This is a genomic window from Paracoccus sp. KR1-242, assembly GCF_049446195.1.
GTDB lineage: Bacteria > Pseudomonadota > Alphaproteobacteria > Rhodobacterales > Rhodobacteraceae > Paracoccus > Paracoccus broussonetiae.
This window is the reverse complement of the sequence record NZ_JBMSED010000002.1, coordinates 387,819-405,803: the sequence shown is the minus strand read 5'-3', so window position 1 is coordinate 405,803 and position 17,985 is coordinate 387,819. Positions and strand designations below refer to the sequence as shown.

At 63.9% G+C, this 17,985-nt stretch carries 19 protein-coding genes; 11 read left to right on the top strand and 8 right to left on the bottom strand.

Translation table 11 applies throughout. The features are described 5' to 3' along the window. Positions 1–9 precede the first annotated feature (9 nt). Both ACO2Q4_RS05375 and ACO2Q4_RS05370 read left to right on the top strand, forming a co-directional pair. Positions 10–564, top strand: a complete 555-nt coding sequence (locus ACO2Q4_RS05375; RefSeq protein WP_423317830.1) for a chromate transporter — start codon at positions 10–12, stop codon at positions 562–564. Next, entirely contained in the window at positions 561–1,091 is a 531-nt protein-coding gene (locus tag ACO2Q4_RS05370; RefSeq protein ID WP_142665002.1) for a chromate transporter, read from the top strand. Before ACO2Q4_RS05375 ends, ACO2Q4_RS05370 begins: the two co-directional genes overlap by 4 nt. On the opposite strand, the gene ACO2Q4_RS05365 is transcribed toward ACO2Q4_RS05370, so the two are convergent. From ACO2Q4_RS05365 to ACO2Q4_RS05355, 3 genes are read right to left on the bottom strand one after another with little or no spacing between them, the layout of a single operon-like run. Continuing rightward, on the bottom strand, positions 1,092–2,018 hold the full coding sequence (locus tag ACO2Q4_RS05365; protein WP_423317828.1) for a dihydrodipicolinate synthase family protein: 927 nt from the start codon (positions 2,016–2,018) through the stop codon (positions 1,092–1,094). Further along, positions 2,015–2,713 (bottom strand): ribonuclease activity regulator RraA, encoded by a 699-nt coding sequence (locus ACO2Q4_RS05360; RefSeq protein ID WP_395135754.1) that lies wholly within the window; start codon positions 2,711–2,713, stop codon positions 2,015–2,017. Before ACO2Q4_RS05360 ends, ACO2Q4_RS05365 begins: the two co-directional genes overlap by 4 nt. 11 nt (positions 2,714–2,724) lie before the next feature. Continuing rightward, positions 2,725–3,510, bottom strand: a complete 786-nt coding sequence (locus ACO2Q4_RS05355) for an SDR family oxidoreductase (RefSeq protein ID WP_423317826.1) — start codon at positions 3,508–3,510, stop codon at positions 2,725–2,727. Positions 3,511–3,602: 92 nt separating this feature from the next. Here ACO2Q4_RS05355 and ACO2Q4_RS05350 point away from each other — a divergent pair, with 92 nt between their 5' ends. Then, positions 3,603–4,481: a LysR family transcriptional regulator gene (locus ACO2Q4_RS05350; protein WP_423317824.1), complete on the top strand. Its 879-nt coding sequence runs from the start codon at positions 3,603–3,605 to the stop codon at positions 4,479–4,481. Between the two features lie 486 nt (positions 4,482–4,967). Here the strand turns inward: ACO2Q4_RS05350 and ACO2Q4_RS05345 are convergent, their stop codons facing one another. Together ACO2Q4_RS05345 and ACO2Q4_RS05340 are read right to left on the bottom strand one after the other, a co-directional pair. Continuing rightward, a complete protein-coding gene (locus tag ACO2Q4_RS05345; RefSeq protein WP_423317821.1) occupies positions 4,968–6,134 on the bottom strand; it encodes an ABC transporter substrate-binding protein in 1,167 nt (388 codons plus the stop codon). Continuing rightward, positions 6,127–7,155, bottom strand: coding sequence for a GntR family transcriptional regulator (locus tag ACO2Q4_RS05340; protein WP_423317819.1), 1,029 nt, complete (start codon positions 7,153–7,155; stop codon positions 6,127–6,129). The genes ACO2Q4_RS05345 and ACO2Q4_RS05340 overlap by 8 nt, the downstream gene beginning before the upstream one ends. Positions 7,156–7,400: 245 nt before the next feature. Between ACO2Q4_RS05340 and ACO2Q4_RS05335 the strand changes: the two genes are divergently transcribed. The 8 genes from ACO2Q4_RS05335 (at position 7,401) to ACO2Q4_RS05300 (ending at position 14,828) form a co-directional block, all read left to right on the top strand. Further along, positions 7,401–8,699 (top strand): ABC transporter substrate-binding protein, encoded by a 1,299-nt coding sequence (locus ACO2Q4_RS05335; protein ID WP_311761535.1) that lies wholly within the window; start codon positions 7,401–7,403, stop codon positions 8,697–8,699. Between the two features lie 71 nt (positions 8,700–8,770). Further along, positions 8,771–9,646, top strand: coding sequence for an ABC transporter permease (locus ACO2Q4_RS05330; protein ID WP_423317817.1), 876 nt, complete (start codon positions 8,771–8,773; stop codon positions 9,644–9,646). A 10-nt stretch (positions 9,647–9,656) separates the two neighbouring features. Continuing rightward, entirely contained in the window at positions 9,657–10,499 is an 843-nt protein-coding gene (locus ACO2Q4_RS05325) for an ABC transporter permease (RefSeq protein ID WP_423317815.1), read from the top strand. Continuing rightward, positions 10,500–11,615, top strand: a complete 1,116-nt coding sequence (locus ACO2Q4_RS05320) for an ABC transporter ATP-binding protein (protein ID WP_423317812.1) — start codon at positions 10,500–10,502, stop codon at positions 11,613–11,615. A 1-nt stretch (position 11,616) separates the two neighbouring features. Beyond that, on the top strand, positions 11,617–12,603 hold the full coding sequence (locus tag ACO2Q4_RS05315) for an asparaginase (RefSeq protein WP_423317810.1): 987 nt from the start codon (positions 11,617–11,619) through the stop codon (positions 12,601–12,603). 55 nt (positions 12,604–12,658) lie between these two features. After that, positions 12,659–13,561 (top strand): polysaccharide deacetylase family protein, encoded by a 903-nt coding sequence (locus ACO2Q4_RS05310; RefSeq protein ID WP_311761530.1) that lies wholly within the window; start codon positions 12,659–12,661, stop codon positions 13,559–13,561. A 15-nt stretch (positions 13,562–13,576) separates the two neighbouring features. Further along, on the top strand, positions 13,577–13,870 hold the full coding sequence (locus ACO2Q4_RS05305; RefSeq protein ID WP_423317808.1) for a hypothetical protein: 294 nt from the start codon (positions 13,577–13,579) through the stop codon (positions 13,868–13,870). After that, a complete protein-coding gene (locus ACO2Q4_RS05300) occupies positions 13,863–14,828 on the top strand; it encodes a CobW family GTP-binding protein (protein WP_423317806.1) in 966 nt (321 codons plus the stop codon). The genes ACO2Q4_RS05305 and ACO2Q4_RS05300 overlap by 8 nt, the downstream gene beginning before the upstream one ends. 15 nt (positions 14,829–14,843) lie before the next feature. Here the strand turns inward: ACO2Q4_RS05300 and hydA are convergent, their stop codons facing one another. The 3 genes from hydA to ACO2Q4_RS05285 are packed head-to-tail and all read right to left on the bottom strand — an operon-like array spanning position 14,844 to position 17,979. Beyond that, on the bottom strand, positions 14,844–16,277 hold the full coding sequence (gene hydA / locus ACO2Q4_RS05295; protein ID WP_423317804.1) for a dihydropyrimidinase: 1,434 nt from the start codon (positions 16,275–16,277) through the stop codon (positions 14,844–14,846). Between the two features lie 11 nt (positions 16,278–16,288). Continuing rightward, a complete protein-coding gene (locus ACO2Q4_RS05290) occupies positions 16,289–17,062 on the bottom strand; it encodes an SDR family NAD(P)-dependent oxidoreductase (RefSeq protein ID WP_423317802.1) in 774 nt (257 codons plus the stop codon). Beyond that, the gene (locus ACO2Q4_RS05285; RefSeq protein WP_423317800.1) at positions 17,059–17,979 is read right to left on the bottom strand and encodes an NAD-dependent epimerase/dehydratase family protein; all 921 of its coding nucleotides are present in this window, start codon (positions 17,977–17,979) and stop codon (positions 17,059–17,061) included. Before ACO2Q4_RS05285 ends, ACO2Q4_RS05290 begins: the two co-directional genes overlap by 4 nt. Positions 17,980–17,985: the final 6 nt, after the last annotated feature.

Sequence of the window (17,985 nt, the reverse complement as noted above, 5' to 3'; positions counted from 1 at the left end):
GTTCAGGGAATGAGGGACACCCGAACCGATGCCGCGCCGGTTCCCGCCGGCGCGCTTTTCCTGACCTGTCTCAAGGTCGGCTCGCTCAGTTTCGGGGGCGGCCTGACCGGCTGGCTGCATCGCGAATTCGTCCAGCGCCGGGGCTGGGTCAGCGATGACGATTTTTCCGCCACGCTGGCCATCGCGCAGGTTCTGCCCGGCGCGAATGTGGTCAATCTTGTCGTCTGTCTGGGCGAGGAATTGCGCGGCCCCCTTGGCGCGGTGGCCTGCGTCACGGGCTTTCTGCTGCCCCCGGTCCTGTCCGTCCTTGGCCTTGCCTTGCTGTTCGACCGGCTGGGCCAGTTCCCCGCGGTCGAAATCGCGATGCTGGGCATCGCCTGCGCCGCGCTGGGGATGCTGCTTCAGATCTGCTGGCTTGGTCTCAAGCGTGCAAAGGGATCCCCCCGGCGTCTTGCCGTGATCGCCGCGGTGGTGGTGGGAGTGACCGTGCTGAAGCTGCCCATGATCCTTGTCGTGCTGCTGGTCGCGCCGGTCAGCGTCTGGCTGGTCTGGAGGCGGGGATGACGGACCCACTGTGGCAGATCCTGTGGCATATGGTGCCGCTGTCGCTGGCCTCCTTCGGGGGTGGTCCGGCAATTATCGCCGGGCTGGATGTTATGGTGCGGCAGAACGGCTGGATCGCGCCGCAGGACTTCCTGCATCTTTTCGCTATCTCGCGCGCGGCGCCGGGACCGGGCACGACGCTGGCCACGCTGATCGGCTGGCGGCTGGCGGGCTGGACGGGCGCGACGCTGGCCTCGCTCGCGATCTACCTGCCCTCCTCGCTCGTCTGCTATCTGGTCTATCGCGCGACCAGCCGCCACAGGGACAGGAAATGGCACCGCGCGATGCGCGAGGGGCTTGCCCCGGTCGGAACCGGGCTCGTCATCTCGGGCAGCATCGCGCTGATCCAGATTTCGGGGAATGGCTGGGCGGGGCCGGCGATTTCGGTTGGGGCCTTCCTGATCTTTCAGGGCCTGCCCCGGATTCCCGCCGTGCTGGTCCTGATGGCGGGCGGGGCGGCAAGCCTGCTGCTTGCCGCCCTTTCCTAGTCAGATCGCCGCGCGGGGATCCTTGCGGGCCAGCCGGGCCAGCAGATAGTCGATCTCCTCGCGTCCACGCGGGGTCAGGGCGGTGCCGGGCCTGCGCTGGATGTCGCAGGCAATCGCGCCGCGCCGCATCAGCAGGTATTTGCGCACGGCCAGCCCGACGCCCTGCTGCTGCTCCATGCGGATCAACGGCAGATGCGCGTCGAACAGGTCATGGGCTGCATCGCGCTGCCCCTCGCGATGCAGCCGGTCCATCTCGACCAGCGCATCGGGAAAGGCATATCCCGTCATCGCCCCGTCCGAGCCGCGCTCCGGCTCGAAATCCAGAAACATCCCGCCATTCGCCGTCAGGATCGAAAACGCACGCATCCCGCCCGAGGCCTGCGCCGCCCGGATCGCAGAAAGCTTTTCAAGCTGCGGCCAGTCCTCGGCCTTCAGCATGACGCAGGACGGGTGGTCGGCCACGATCCGCCCGATCATCGGCACCGACAGCACGACCGAGAGCGTCAGCGGGTAATCCTGCAAGGCCCAAGGCGTATCCTGTCCGATGGCATCAACCGCATTCCTGAAATGCGCCGCGATCTGCTCGTCCGAACGCAGGCCGGCATGGCCCGCGATCATCACCCCCGCAGCGCCCAGATCCATGACCTCGCGCGCGAGCCGGCCCATCGCGGCAAAGCTTGGGTTCGAGACGCCGACCACGACCGGCACCCGCGCCCGCGCGATGACGCGGGCGGCGATCTCGCGGCTTTCCTCGGGCTCAAGCTTGCCTGCCTCGCCCAGGATGCCAAGGATGGTGATGCCCGTGGCGCCCGCATCCTGATAGAAGTCGGTCAGCCGGTCGAGGCTGTCCCAATCTACCGACATGTCCGGACGAAAGGGCGTCGCGGCGATCGGATAGACGCCCTTGGTCTCGATACCGAAGCTCATTTGCCCTCCCTGAATGCGGCGTAGCGGGCTTTGGTCTCGTCGTTCATCGGATAAAGGCCGGGCAGCGGCACCCCGCGATCGACCTCGGTCATGATCCAGGCCTCCTGCGCCTCCTGCTCGGGCGCCTCGGCCACGACGGCATCGAGGAGCGCCGCCGGGATCAGCACCGCGCCATCATCATCCACGACCACGATATCGTCGGGAAAGACCGCGACCCCGCCGCAGGCGATGGGCTGCTGCCAGCCGACAAAGGTCAGCCCCGCGACCGAGGGCGGGGCCGCGATCCCGCTCGACCAGACCGGCAGACTGGTGCCATGCACCCCGGCCGCATCGCGCATCACGCCGTCCGTCACCAGACCGGCCACGCCGCGCTTGGCCATCCGCGCGCACAGGATATCGCCAAAGATCCCGGCATCAAGGACGCCCATCGCATCAGCGACGGCGATGCAGCCCTCGGGCATTGCCTCGATTGCCGCCCGGGTCGAGATGGGCGAGGCCCAGCTTGCGGGCGTCGCCAGATCCTCGCGCGCCGGGACGAAGCGCAGGGTGAAGGCCGGGCCGACCAGTCGCGGCTGGCCCGGGCGGAACGGCCTTGTTCCCCGCATCCAGACATTGCGCAGACCCTTTTTCAGCAACACTGTCGTCAGCGTCGCCGTCGACACCGCCTCGAGAACCTCTTTGACTTTCGGATCCATCCACTCCCCCTTCAGATGCTTTGGATCAGCCCGCCATCGACACGGATGACAGAGCCGGTGATATAGCTGGCGCGCTCCGAGGCCAGATAGGCCACCGTATCGCCGTATTCCCTTGGCTCGCCATAGCGGCCCAGCGGAATCGACGCGGTCGAGGCGGCCGCGACCTCCGCGAGGTTTTTCCCCTCGCGCTTCGCGCGCTGCTCGTCGAGAAAGGCGATGCGCTTGGTGGCGATGCGGCCGGGCAGCACGATATTGCTGGTGATGCCGGACCGCCCGACCTCGCCCGCCAGGGTCTTCGACCAGCCGACAAGGCTTGCCCGCAGCGCATTCGATAGCCCCAGATTGGCGATCGGCGCCACGACCCCGGACGAGGTCGAGGTGATGACACGCCCCCAGCCCGCGGCCTTCATCCCCGGCAGGACGGCATCGGTGATCGCGATGACCGACATGACCATGGCGCGGAAATGCCTCTCCCATTCCTCGGGAGACTGACCCGAGACAGGCGTGGGTGGTGGACCGCCGGTATTGTTCACAAGGATTTCGACCGGGCCGAATGTTGCTTCGATCCCCGCGAGATGCTGCGGGATCGAGCTCAGGTCGGCCAGATCCCACGTCACCGCCTGCGCCGCTCCCCCTGCGTGGGCGATGTCCTCTGCCGTCGCCTGTGCCGCCTCGGCCACGATATCGGCTGCGACCACCCTTGCGCCCTCGGCTGCAAGGCTGCGGGCGATTGCCCCGCCGAGTCCGCCCCCGGCGCCAAAGACCAGCGCGACCCGCCCCTTCAATCCTAAGTCCATTGCCGTCCTCCTCTGTCACCTCAGGGATACACGGCGACACAGGCAAGAAAAACATGGCCTATTCTGTCTTTAGACGATAGCTTTCCTATCTTATGGATACGCGGTTCATCGAGACTTTCCTTGCGGTTGTGGATCACGGCAGCATGGCCGAAGCCGCACGGCGGCTGGGCCTGACCCCGGCTGCAGTGGCGCAACGCATGCAGGCGCTGGAAACCGAGCTTGGGGCGAAGCTTCTGCGGCGGGTCGGAAAGCAGGTGCGCCCGACCGAGGCGGGTCACGCCATCCTTGAACCGGCGCGCAAGATGGTCGCGGATGCGCGGCTTATGCGGTCACGCGCCAATGCCGGGTTGACCGCTGGCGAGTTGCGGCTTGGCGCCATATCCACCGCCCTGACCGGGCTTTTGCCGCAAGCGCTGCTGCGCCTCAGGCACCGCTTTCCCGCGGTTGAGCTCTTTGTCCTGCCCGGCGCCTCGGCCGACCTTCATGCCGCGCTCGACGCGGGCAGGATCGATGCCGCGTTGCTGGTGCGCCCCCCTTTCGAGATCCCGAAAACGCGGGACTGGCATGTGGTCAGGCGCGAGCCATTGATCCTGCTCGTCCCCGTCGATCTGGCCGATCGCGATCCGCTGGAACTGATCGCGACCCAGCCCTTCATCCGCTATGACCGCGCGAACTGGGGTGGACGGCTCGCGCAGGCCTGGCTTGAGGCAAACAACCTGCGGCCTCGCGAGTGGCTTGAACTGGACCAGCTCGAGGCGATCTCGGTCATGGTCAGCAATGGTCTGGGTATTTCGGTGCTGCCCGATTGGGCGCCCCCCTGGCCCGAAGGGGTTGCCGCGCGGCGCATCCCCCTGCCCGCTCCGGCCATGGAGCGCGAGATCGGCGTGCTCTGGAATCGCGACAGCCCCGGTGTCCGCCTTATTGATGCAGTGATAGGGGCCCTGTCTGAGACAGCGTCATCTATAGGGTAGGGGTTGATGAGGACTGGCGCCGAATCCACGCGCCACGCGCAAATCAAGGCTGAGCCCAATCGCAAAGCAAGACGCTTGCTACCGGTTGCGGTAGATAAGTCCAACCGATCGCAAGGAGATGGGTCGACCGCGTCCCTCCCCCTCCGAACTCGACACGGTTGCTTTCCGCCTAACCCAAATTGCCCGGAAATCCGCCTCGCCAGCTACCCTGAACAGCCGCCAGATCATCGCAATCTGCCACCGGCTCAATGCCACACCGAGAAAATGCCTCGGCTATCGCACTACCGCCGAAGTCTTCCGTGAGGCAACTTATGCCCGATACAGGTCCCCTGCCCTAACCTCACCAGCGTCAGGGTCGCGTCTCAATCTGAAACCACGTTCGGTATCCTCACCTGTCCTTGCAGGACGATCAGATTCTTACTGGGTCGAGACACCTGTTCGTTACGATCCCACCAAGGGCGGCAGGCGGGGCAACGTTGGCCATGGTCAGGCCTGCAGAAATTCATGCCAGCGCCGAACCAGGTAATTGTGTTCCGGCATGATCGTGCTCCAGACAGTAACGTTGGAAAGACGCTGCCGATAATCGCCCCCGGCGCGGCGCTCTCCCTTTTTCACAACGATCGTCCCGGTCATGTCCGGCAGATCAACCGCCGCCGGAAGGCCGCCATACCAATAGTCCCATTCCTGATCCGTCAGCGTATCGGACAGGCGGGAGGGTACCGAGATGTAATAGCCCTGTCGCGCCATGATTGCGCCTGGATCGCCCTCCAGCCACCAATTCAGATACCGATAGGCCATCTCAAGCCGCTTGCCTTCAACAGCGGCCGAAATGCACATGCCGGAATGCCAGCCCCGATAGCCTTCGACCGGGGCGGCATAGATCAACTCGCGACCCTGCCCGCGCATTCCATAATAGGCGGGCGACCAAAGCGACGAGACGACACAGCCCGAAGTAGACAGAAGTCGGATCGAATCCTCGGCCGAACTCCAGAAACGGCTGAAATGCCCGCTGCGCTTTCGCGCCATGAGATGCCCAAACATCTCGTCGATCTCTTCGATGGTCAGGTCGCCGGGATCGTCTACCTGCATCAGTCCCGCCGCCTGAATGGCCATAGCCAGTTCGACCGCGCTTGCCGCAGGGTCCAGGCTCAGCGCACAGCGGCCATGCCAGCGCCCGTCGAGAAGCCAAGCCCAGCTTTCCGCCTCGTCCCGCTGCCGTCGCGCAGCAAGTTCCGGCGTATAGGCAAAGCTGTCCACGTTATAGGAGGTGGGCAGCATCGAGATGAGCGGCGTGGCAGAAACGGGCGTGGCAGAGAGCGAACGATCGCCCTGCACATAAAGGACATCCGCAGGACGCGTTCCGAAACCCTTTCCGGCACCCGCAAATACATCCGACGCGCGGACATGGTGCCAATGCGTAATCCGGCCGGTGTCGATCGGCTGTATCGACCCCGCCGTCCAGAGCAGGTCGACCGAATGAAACCACTGGTCATAGACGTCATAGCTTTCCGGAGACAGCACGCCGCGGCTTTGGCAGGACAACCCGTCAAGCACCTCGAACTCGATCGGGAAATCCAGATCCGCATGGGCCCGGCGACGCAGCGCCTCGGTCAGCGTGGCTGACGTGCCGATGACCTTCAGCGCCTCAGCCATCATGTCCCCGGTAAACCGGCGTCATATAGGGCGTCATGCCAGGCGCTTCGAGCAGCGACAGGACGCGCAGCCGGGCAAGGGCCAGCGCCTCGATCCGGCACAGGTGGTCGCGCAGCACGGCCTGCGCCTGTCGGACTTGCCCCCCCTGCAAGTGCCGCAGGATTTCGGCATATTCCTTCAGCGCCTGCAGGTCGTCGATGATCGGAAAATGCCGTCTGAACAGACGCGGGACCAGAAGAGACAGCTGATTGCGGCGGATGGAGCCCAGCAGGCGGGAATTGCGCACGCCCGTGAACATGTCCACGAACATCGCCTCATCCAGCCGGTCGAGAACCGCGGCGCCACAGGCGGGGAAGCTGTCGATCACCGCCTCGATCTTCGCCAGAAGTGGGCCAAGGTCACCGTGGCTGCGATCGGCCGCGACCAGCGCAAGCGCCTCGGGTTCAAGAAGGCGGCGCATCTGCAACGTGTCTCTCAGGTCGCGGGCCGTCATCTGCCCGACGATCCAATGGGACTTGCGGTTCTTTTCGATCAGGCGCCGGTCCATGAGGCGCCAAAGCACCTCGCGCGCGACGGTGCGGCTAACGTTGTAGTAGTCGCCCAGCTCGGCTTCCTGAATGCGGAAGGTTCCGAAAGGCATGCAGCCTGTGACCACATCGGCCACCTGCGAAAAGATCCGCTCCCATGAGGCGGTGCGCTCGATGCCGTGGGTTTCGGAGGTCAGGATTTCCTGCAAGCGCCGGGAGGACAGGCGCAGGGGGGCGCCGGATCGCCCCGCAACATAGCCCTGACCCGAGGCCGGAGTGACAAGCCCCTCCGCCGCCAGCATGGCCAGCGCCCGACGCACGGGTGCCCTGCTCATCCCGAGTTGACTGGAAATCGGCGCCTCTTTCAGCACCGCCCCTTCGGGAAGCTGGCCTGCCAGGATCTTGGCCGCAAGCAGGTCGCGGACCGAGTCATAGAGGAATGCGTTGCCCGCATCCCTTTCCCGCCCCTCCCGCCCGTCGCTGTCCGAAGCCATGTCGAAATTCGTCCAATGCCCAGAATTCGCGCAAGCTCCGAGGCAAGTCGCACAAGCTTTCCCGGAAACCCCGCATTGGCTTCATTCTATACATTCCTGGGCCTCGGATGGAAATGTGCATTGCATCCTAAAGACAGTTTGCTACCGTATTTTCATCGCCGCCGAGTCTGAGAAGGTCGTAAAAACTGGCCCGGACCCGGCACCAACCGTGGCACGGGCCATGGGAATCCACAGGGAGAGGTGGCATGACTCAATCTAACGGAAAGGATTGCGCGGGGCTGACGCGTCGCGGGTTTCTGAAGACCTCGGCTGCGACGGCCGGCGTGACGGTCGGCTCGGGGATCATCGGCGCTCCGATGATCTGGGCGCAGAACATCAAGGACGTGACCCTGAACCAAGTCGGGCCGTCCTATTCGGTCATTGCCGATATCGCCGAAAAGGCCAGCGCCGATCTGGGCTTCAAGATCGTGCCGCAAACAGCCGACAGCACGGCCCTGATGGCCAAGGTTGTCAGCCAGCCCGAGACCATCGACATCGCCGACCTTGAATTCTGGGCGATGCAGAAGGTGTGGCGTTCGGGCAAGCTGCAGCCGGTAGAAGTGGCCAAGATCGCGAACTGGTCCAAGATGACGCCGCTGATGAAGGACGGCAAGAATTTCGACGGCTCCGAGCTTTCGCGCCAGGGCACCATGCCGTTCGAGGTGATGTTCACCGGTGGCCCCGGCGATACCAGCTTTGCAGGGGAGGCGACCGACTACGCCACCACCATGCCCACGATCTTCAATGCCGACACGGTGGGCATCCGCTCGGACCTGATCGGGCGGCCGGTTGAAAGCTGGGCCGAACTGTTCAACCCCGAGTTCAAGGGAAAGACCGCGCTGGTGAACATCCCGCAGATCGGGATCATGGATGCGGCCATGGCGATCGAGGCGATGGGCGAGCTGACCTATGGCGACAAGGGCAATATGACCCGCGAGGAGATCGATCACACCATTACCCGGTTGATCGAGCTGAAGAAGGCTGGCCAGTTCCGCGCCTTCTGGAGCACCTTCGACGAATCCGTGAACCTGATGGCCGGAGGCGAGGTGGTGATCCAGTCGATGTGGTCGCCCGCTGTCACCGCCGTCAAGTCACGGGGCATCGGATGCGTCTATCAGGGGCTGAAGGAAGGCTATCGCGGCTGGGGCCTCGGGATGGGTCTGATGGGCCATCTGGAAGGGCTGAAGCTGGAAGCCGCCTATGAATACATGAACTGGTATCTGACAGGCTGGCAGGGTGCGTTCATCGCGCGGCAGGGCTATTATTCCTCAGTTCCCGAGACTGCCAAGGCCAATCTGACCCCGAATGAAATCGGCTATTGGTACGAGGGCAAGCCCGCGACCGAGGACATCCTGGACCCCTATGGGGCGGTGATGGACAAGGCCGGCGCCGTACGCGACGGCGGCTCGTTCGAGGATCGCATGGGCAATGTCGCCTGCTGGAACACGGTGATGGACGAAGAGCGCTATATGGTCCAGCGCTGGAACGAGTTCATTTCGGCCTGATCGCGCGGGGCAGGCCCACCGCCTGTCCCGGCATTTCCTTCGGAACGGCATCCGCCCGGAGAATTCCTGACATGTCCGCAAGATCGCCCGGCAGCGGGTCGCAGTTGACCCCGTATCTACAGGTCGCCCCGCTTGCCCTTCTCATTCTGGCGCTGGTCGGCATCCCGATCGGCACCGTCTTCATGCTGAGTTTCTGGGAGTCGGACGGGATATCGGTCTATCCCGCCTTCACCTGGCAGAATTACCATGACGTCCTGACTGCCAACGTCACGCTGTCCCTGTTCGCCAACACGTTGAAATACGCGGCGATCGTGCTGGTGGCGACGGTGCTGATCGGCTTTACCTGCTCGTATTTCCTTGTCTTTTACGTGCGCAATCTGAAATGGCAGATCGGGCTTTTCCTGCTCTGCACGATTCCGTTCTGGACCTCGAACGTGATCCGCATGGTCAGCTGGATCCCCTTTCTGGGCCGCGAGGGGCTGTTCAACCAGATGCTGATGCAGGCCGGCTTGATCAGCCAGCCGCTGGACATCCTGCTCTATTCCGATTTCGCGGTGGTCCTGACCTATATCCACCTGTTCACGCTGTTCATGATCGTTCCGATCTTCAACAGCATGGCCAAGATCAATCCCAACCTGATCGAGGCTGCGCGCGACGCCGGCGCCAATCCCTTCCAGATCCTGACCGGCATCATCATTCCGCTGTCGAAAACCGGGATCGCGCTTGGCTCCATCTTTGTCGTCACGCTGGTGATGGGCGATTTCTTCGTCGTCCGAGTCATGAGCGGGGGACAAAGCGCCTCGGTCGTATCGGCCATGAAGAACGAGATCGACCAGCTTTTCTATCCGCAGGCCTCGGCGATGGCGGTGTTGCTGGTCTTGGTGGTCGTCTTGATGATCTCGGCCATCCTGCGGGTGGTGGATATCCGCGCCGAGCTTGCAAGATAGGGGGGCGGTCATGTCGCAAAGCACACCCACGCGCCGGGGCGCCGACTTCTATATCCTCGCCGCCTTCTTCGGCCTTTTCGTGCTGTTCCTCTATGGACCGATGCTGATGATCTTCATCCTCAGCTTTCAGGGGCCGACGGGCGGGCTGACCTTTCCGATGCGAGGCGTATCTACCCACTGGTTCCACGACCTGTGGACGTCGAGCCGCTATGGCGACCTTAGTGGGGCCTTCCGCCGCTCGCTGATCCTTGGCATTCTGGCCATGCTGATCACGGCGACGGTGTGCCTGTTTGCAGCACTCGGCTTTCGCCGCAGGTTCTGGGGCGCGGGCCCGATCTTCTATCTGTCGATCATCAGCCTGATTGTTCCCGGCATCCTGCTGGGGCTGGGCATCAGCCAGCTTTTCCAGATTCTCGGCCTTCGGCTGAGCTGGTGGCTTTCGGGGCTGGGCGCGCATCTCAGCTGGACGCTGCCCTTCGGGCTTCTGATCATGTTCGCCGTGCTGAACCGCTTTGACAGCTCGTGGGAGGAGGCCGCCCGCGATGCCGGCGCGCGCCCCTGGCAGGTCTTGCGGCTTGTCACCGTGCCGATCCTGTTCCCCGGCCTGATCGCGGTCGCCCTGTTCGGCTTCACGCTCTCCTATGACGAGATGCCGCGCTCGCTTCTGACCGTCGGGGGCAAGAACACGCTTCCCATCGAGATTTCGAACATGACAACCAATGTCACGACGCCGGCGCTTTACGCGATCGGGACCGTTACCTCAGCCGTCAGCTTTCTGGTGATCGCGCTCGCCTTCGCGGGGATTGCCATCATCCAGAGGCAGCGGTCGCGCGCCAAGCGGGGAAAGAACTGAATGACCGAACAAAGTCGCATCGACATCCGCAATGTCACCAAGCTTTACGGGCGGGCAAAGGCTGTCAACAACGTCGACCTGACCATTGATGGCGGGGCCTATTGCTGCATGATCGGCCCATCGGGTTGCGGAAAGACTACACTCCTCAGGATGATCGCCGGGCATGAGACGCCGACCTCCGGCACCATTTCGATCGGCGGGACCGATGTGACGACAACCCGCACCGGAAACCGTGGAACGGCGCTGATGTTTCAGAACTACGCGCTGTTTCCGCATCTGTCGCTGACCGACAACGTGGCCTTCAGCCTGCGCGTAAAAGGGGTTCGCGCCGATGAGCGTCGGCGGGCAGCACGCGAAATGCTGGAGCGGGTGCAGCTCCTGCATCTGGCGGACCGGGTGCCGTCCGAGCTGTCTGGCGGCCAGCAACAGCGGGTCGCGCTGGCCCGCGCATTGATCAACAAGCCCAAGGTTCTGCTTCTGGATGAGCCGCTATCGGCACTGGACGAATTCCTGCGGTTGAAGATGCGGGTCGAATTGAAGCGATTGCAGAACGATCTGGGCATCACCTTCATTCACGTCACCCATACCCAGCCCGAGGCGATCGCTCTGGCGGATCAGGTGGTGGTGATGGATCACGGGTTGATCGAGCAGGCAGCCAATCCGCGCGAGATCTACAATCGCCCGCACAGCCCTTATGTCGCGCGATTCATGGGCGGCCAGAACGTGCTCGCCGGTCGGGTCGAAAGCACCGATGGTGTCACGGCGGTCGTGGCTGGGCAGAATGGGCTGACTTACGATCTTTCGGTCGGTCCCGAAGTCCGGAGCGGGCAGGAATTGCGATTTTCGGTTCGGAGGGACCGTATCGGGACGACAACCGGGGCCGTCCCGCGCAACGGCCTTTCAGGGACGGTCACGAATATCGAGTATCAGGGCACTTTCGTGAAGATCGCCCTCGATACCGGGCTCGACGAGGAATTCATCATCTACATGGACGATGACGCCTATTTCGCCCATCCCCGCGATGTGGGCGAGGTCGTTCATGCCGAATGGAACCCGGCGCTGAACCATCACCTGCCCGGCGCGAACAACTCGGCGGGCACGCCGCACGAGGATTAAGATGAAGCCCGCAGTCCAGATCATCGCCCTGGGCGGAACGATCGCCTGCACGCCCGATACCGGCGTCTCCGGCGTGGCGCCGGGTCTGACCGGCGCCGATCTGGTGGCGGCGGTCCCGCAGCTTGCCGGTCTGGCCGAGGTCTCGGCGCGCAATCTTTCGAACCTGCCCTCGACCGAGATCGGCGTTCCGCTGGTGATCGAACTGGCCAGCACGATACGCGCGCATGAGGCAAAGGGCGTCGCCGGCGTCGTGGTGACCCAGGGAACCGATACGATCGAGGAAACGGCGTTCCTGCTGAACCTGTTGCACCGGGGTCCGGGCCCCGTCGTGGTCACGGGCGCCATGCGCAACCCCTCGCTTCCGGGTGCCGACGGGGCGGCGAACCTGTTCAATGCCGTCGCCTGCGCGGTGGACCCGCAATGCCGGGATCTGGGGGTGATGGTCGCCTTCGACGACATGATCCATTCGGCCGCCTGGGTGCAGAAACGCGACACCTCGTCAACGGGCGCCTTCTGGTCGCCGGCCCCGCTGGGCTGGATGACCGAGGGGCGGCCTGCCCTTTATGCGAGGCCCCGGCGAAGCGCGGCCTTCGACCTCCCCCGCGACGCGGCCTTGCCCTTCGTCCCGATCCTGAAGCCGGGCCTTTCCGATCCGCCGCTGCTGGTCGAGGCCTGCCTTGCCGCCGGCGCAAGGGGAATAGTTCTGGATCTTGCGGGCGGAGGGCATGTGCATTCCGCATGGCTCGATCCCCTGACAAGGGCCGCACGGGATATTCCCGTCGTCTTTTCCAGTCGCACCCGCGGCGGGCGCGTGCTGTCAAAAACCTATGGCCAGATCGGGGGCGAGATAGATCTGCTGGCCCGCGGACTGCATGGCAGCGGCGATCTGGACGCGCTGAAGGCACGGCTGGTCCTGATGCTTGCCGTGATGACCGGCGCGTTCGAACGCTTCCACGAATTTAGCGATCTGGGGTGGCGGCAGGACTGATATCCGGCGTCGTTGCTGCTGGAAGACCCATGAAAAACTCAACTGGGAGACCATGATGGCAAAGAAGATATACTGCGCGTTCGGCACCGACATCGACTCGGTCGCGGGCTGGATAGGCTCCTATGGGGGCGGTGACAGCCCCTCGGATATCCAGCGGGGCATCTTTGCGACCGAGGTGGGCATCCCGCGTCTTTTGCGCCTGTTCAAGAAATACGACCTGCGCACCAGCTTCTTCATTCCCGGCCATTCGCTGGAAACCTTTCCGGACCAGATGCGGATGATCGTCGATGCCGGCCACGAAGTCGGCGCGCATGGCTATCTGCATGAGAACCCGATCGCGATGACCCCCCAGCAGGAGGAGGACGTTCTGGTCAAGTCCATCGAGCTGATCGAGGGCCTGACCGGACGCGCGCCGCGTGGATATGTCGCGCCCTGGTGGGAGATGTCGAACTCGACCGCCGCGCTGCTTCAGAAATACGATTTCAGCTATGACCACTCGCAGGGCTATCGCGACTTCCAGCCGTTCTATGCCCGCGTCGGCGATCAATGGAATGTCATCGACTATACCAAGCAGGCCAAGGACTGGATGCATCCGCTGAAGCACGGCAAGGAGATCGATCTGGTCGACATTGCGGCAAACTGGTATGTGGACGACCTGCCGCCGATGATGTTCATGAAGAAGTCGCCGAACAGCCACGGCTTCGTCAATCCCCGCGATATCGAGGAGTTGTGGCGCGATCAGTTCGACTGGGTCTATCGCGAGATGGACTATGCCGTCTTCGCCTTCACCATCCATCCCGATGTTTCCGGTCGCCCGCAGGTGCTTTTGATGCTGGAGCGCCTGATTGAATACATCAATGGCCATGATGGCGTCGAATGGGCAACCTTCGAGGAGATCGCCGACGACTTCCGCCAACGCTATCCCTTTGCCTCGGCCAACCGGCCCGAGGTGATCTGAACGAAAGGACGCGTCATGTGCAGTGCTTGCGGCTTTCCCGCCGCGCCCGGTCACTGGACGGATGCGGGCGCGCAGACGCCCGGAGACAGGCTGCGCCTGCGCTTTGCCAGGCTGGAGGCGATCAACCGCCTTCTCGCCGCCTATGGACTGAAGGCCTGGGATGATGGTGTGACCCCCGGCCTTCAGCTTTTCGCGCCGGGTGGGCAGCGCGAGCTGGTCCCGGATCTGGCATCGCTTTGGAAAGCGGCCGAGCGGATGGCGGGCCAGCCCGTCGATCCGCTCTCGGACCGTGCACTTGCCGGTGGCTGAGGCCACGCGGTCGGATGGCCGCCTGCCCGTGATCATCCTTGGCGGTTTTCTCGGGGCCGGGAAAAGCACCTGGCTGCGCCACCAGCTGCATGAAGGCCGCTTCGCCGGGTATCATCTCCTTGTGAATGAGGCTGCCGAAACCCCGGTCGACAACCTGCTGCTGAGTGGTGCCCGCAAGATCAGCGTGCTGGCCGGGGGCTGTGCCTGTTGTGCCGGGCTGCCGGATCTGCTGGCGACCCTGCGCGCACTATGTGACGCCGCAAGCGGCAAGGAGGCGGGGCGCATAGCGGGCATCCTGTTGGAAACCAGTGGCCTTGCCGATCCGGGTCGTATCGCGGCAGCGATGGCGGAGGATCCGGTTCTCTCGCGCCGCCTCGTCCTCGATCAGACGCTGGTTCTGGTCGACAGCCTGCACGGGGTGCAGCAATTGACCGCCGAGGATCTGGCACGTGCCCAGATCGAGGCCGCGGACGAGTTGATCCTGACCAAGCCCGCCGCGGCCGATCCGGTGACGCTGGCCCGGCTTGCCCTGTCCCTGAGCGTGCTCAATCCCGGTGCGATGCTTTCCGCCGCTGAACAGGGCGTGGCCGTGCCGCTGCCAGAGCCTGTCCCCGGACTTGCGCCCCTCGATCTGCCCGCCCTCGGTCGATCCGAACCGATCCTGCCCTACCGTCTTGATGTCGGCCGCGATGGCGGATGGGTGGCACTCTCGACCTGGCTATCGGCCCTGCTTCACGCGCGGGGCGATGACATCGTGCGGATCAAGGGAGTCGTCCGGACACCCGCCGGTCGGCTCTTGCTGCAATCCGTGCGGCGGGTGGTCCAGTCGCCCGAGATCCTTCCCGACGACGATGCGGCCCTTGCCGGACCCGCGCCAGAGGAGGGCGTCATCGTCCTGATCGGTCGCGGCATGGACGCCGAAAGGCTGGCCCTGTCATGGCGGCGATTTGGCACATGACAGGACCATAGCCCCCTAGTTCATCGGCACGCCCGCACCGCGGCTGGCCATGGGCGAGAGCGCGCGGGGCAGGAACTTGCCGCCTTCCTTCGCCCCGAGGATCTCGCCCTCCTGCATCACCACCTCGCCCCGCAGGATCGTTGCATGGGGCCAGCCCGTGACCTCGAACCCTTCCCACGGCGTATAGTCCGAGCCGTGATGCATCAGCGACTGACTGATCGTTACCTTGCGCGCGGGATCCCACAGCACGATGTCGGCGTCATAGCCCGCAGCGATCGACCCCTTCGAAGTCAGACCATAGATCCGCGCATGATTGGTCGAGGTCAGGGCAACGAATTCGTTCTCAGTGATCCGGCCCTTGGCCACGCCCTCCGACCAGAGGATCGGCATACGCACCGCGACCCCCGGAATGCCGTTCGGAACCCATTTGAAGGCGGTTCGCGCCTTGGGGTTTTTCTTGCCCATCTCGCCTTCGAAATAGAACGGGCAATGGTCCGAGGAAAATGTCTGGAACACCCCTGTCTGGATCCCGTTCCAGATCGCCTCCCAGCTTTTGTGATCGCGAGGCGGTGGCGAGCAGACATATTTGCTGCCGGTCTCGTCCATGTTCAGACCCTTGAGGTCATCCGCCGTCAGCGAGACATATTGGGTGCAGGTCTCGCCCATGATCTTCAGCCCGCGATTGCGCGCCCATCTGATCTGCTCCATCGCCTCGCCGCCCGAGACATGGACAATCATGATCGGAACGCCCGTCAGTTCCGCATGGCTGATGGCACGGTGGGCAGCCTCGCGCTCGACCGACTGGGGACGGGACACGGCATGGTAATAGGGCGCGACCTTTCCTGCCTTCTCAAGCTTTTCGGTCATGAAGCGGATGGCGTCATAGCCTTCGCAATGGACCATGACCAGGGCGCCATACTCGCCCGCGGCATCGAACACCTCGAGCAATTCGCGATCGTTCAGCACCATGTCCTCATAGGTCATGAAGACCTTGAGCGAGGTATAGCCCGCTGCCACTAGCGCGGGGAGTTCCTGCCCCAGCACGGCGGGGGTCGGATCGGTCAGGATCAGGTGAAAGCCATAGTCGCAATAGGACTGACCCTCGGCCTCCTTGTGGTAATCCTCGACCGCCTTGCGCAGGGACATGCCGCGCGATTGCAGCGCAAAGGGAAGAACGGTGGTGTTGCCGCCCGCGATGGCAGAACGGGTGCCGCTCTCAAAACCGTCGGCCATCGCCGGCCCGCCAAAGGCGGGTTGGGCCAAATGCACATGACTGTCTATGCCGCCGGGCATGACCCGAAGCCCGGTGGCATCTATCTCTTGCTTGCCCTTCGCCAGTTCCAGCCCGACCGCGATGATCTTGCCGTTGCGAATGCCGACATCCGCCCGCGCCGTGTCTGCGGCAGTGACCACGGTGCCGCCACGGATGACCAAGTCGTATTCCTGCATGATGTCCCTCCTCACACCATCACGTCGCCGCCATTGGGCGACAGCGTTTGCCCGCAATAGAACGCCCCGCCCTTTTCCGAGGCAAGCAGCAGCGCGGTCGGCGCGATCTCGTCCGGCTGGCCGAAACGCTCGACCGGCAACTGACCCTTCTTCATCGCGAGCCATGCGTCGCTGTGGCCCATCAGCAGCGGCGTTTCGACCGGGCCGGGAGCGATGCCATTCACCATGACATTATGCGCCGCCCCCTCGTAGGAAAGCGCGCGGGTCAGCCCCACGACACCCGCCTTGGCGGCGACATAGGCGGCAAGGCCCGGCGCGCCCTTATATGCCAGCTGCGAGGCGATGTTGACGATCCGACCGTAGCGCCGCTGCAGCATTCCCGGAAAATAGGCGCGGGTGACCAGAAAGACCCCGCGCAGGTTCACGCCCAGCATCCGGTCCCATTCGGCAACCGACACCTCGCCAAAGGGCTTGTCCTTGCCGCCGATGCCCGCGCAATTGACCAGAATGTCGGGCTCGCCGATCGCATCCCTGGTCCATTCGGCCAATGCCGAGACCTGCGCCTCATCGGCGACGTCGCATTCCATCGCGGCAAGCCTGTGCGACCGGGCATTGAACTGCTGGTCCAGCGCCTGCGCCCCGGATGCATCGCCAAAATGGCAGATCGCCACGTTGGCCCCCGCATCCGCGAACAGGCTGGCGATGGCCGCCCCGATGCCCCGACTGCCCCCGGTGATCAGGGCGTTGCGCCCCTTCAAGGAGAATGGTGTCGCGATAGCGTTCATTTCGTGCCTTCCTGAAGTCGAAGCCAGTCCAGATAGTTGCGTATGCCTTGTTCCAGGGTCATGCGTGGGCAATAGCCCAGATCGCGCTTGGCCGCGGAAATGTCGAAGCGTTCCTGGCGCATGTCGCCCGGATCATCGCCCGGGGCGACCTCGATCCTCGCCTCGGGGGTGACCCGCTTCACCGTATCGGCGACCTCTGCCAGCGTCAGCCACGACCCTCCAGTGATATTATAGGCCTGTTGCGGCAGCGCCTCCCGGTCAAGGGCTGTGATCATCGCGTCGCATGCGTCGTCGATGTGCAAATACTGGCGCGGGAAATCGCGCCCATAGGGGATATGCGTCGTCCGCCCGGCCATGACATCGACCAGCATCTGCCGGATCAAGCAGGCCGTGCTGCGGCGCGGGCCATAGACCCAGCCGATGCGCAGGTTCACCGTGTCCACGCCGAATTGCAGCTTATAGGCGTTCATCACGTGCTCAGCAGCGGCCTTCGACGCGCCATACATCGTGTCCGGGACCATGACCGTATCCTCGGAAACGGGGGCCGGGGGCGTCACGCCATAGGCGGTCGCGGTCGAGGCGAAAACCACCCGTACGCCCCCGATGATCCGGGCAAGCTCACCTATATTCGCGGCGCCGCCAATATTGACCTGCACCATTTGGATCGGATGGTCGGGCGACACCATCGGCCCCGAAAACGCCCCGCAATGGACGATCTTTCCGATGTCATGCGCCCTTGCGATGGCATGAAGGCCGTGGATGTCGGTCACGTCGCATTCGCGGACCTCGCGCCCGTCCACCTCTGTCGCCACGCGGTCGACGGCAATGACCCTGGTTCCGCGATCCTCGAGCTTGGTCCGCACCGCATTGCCGATCAGGCCGGCGGCGCCGGTGACCAGAACATGTCTCTCGCTCATTGGGGT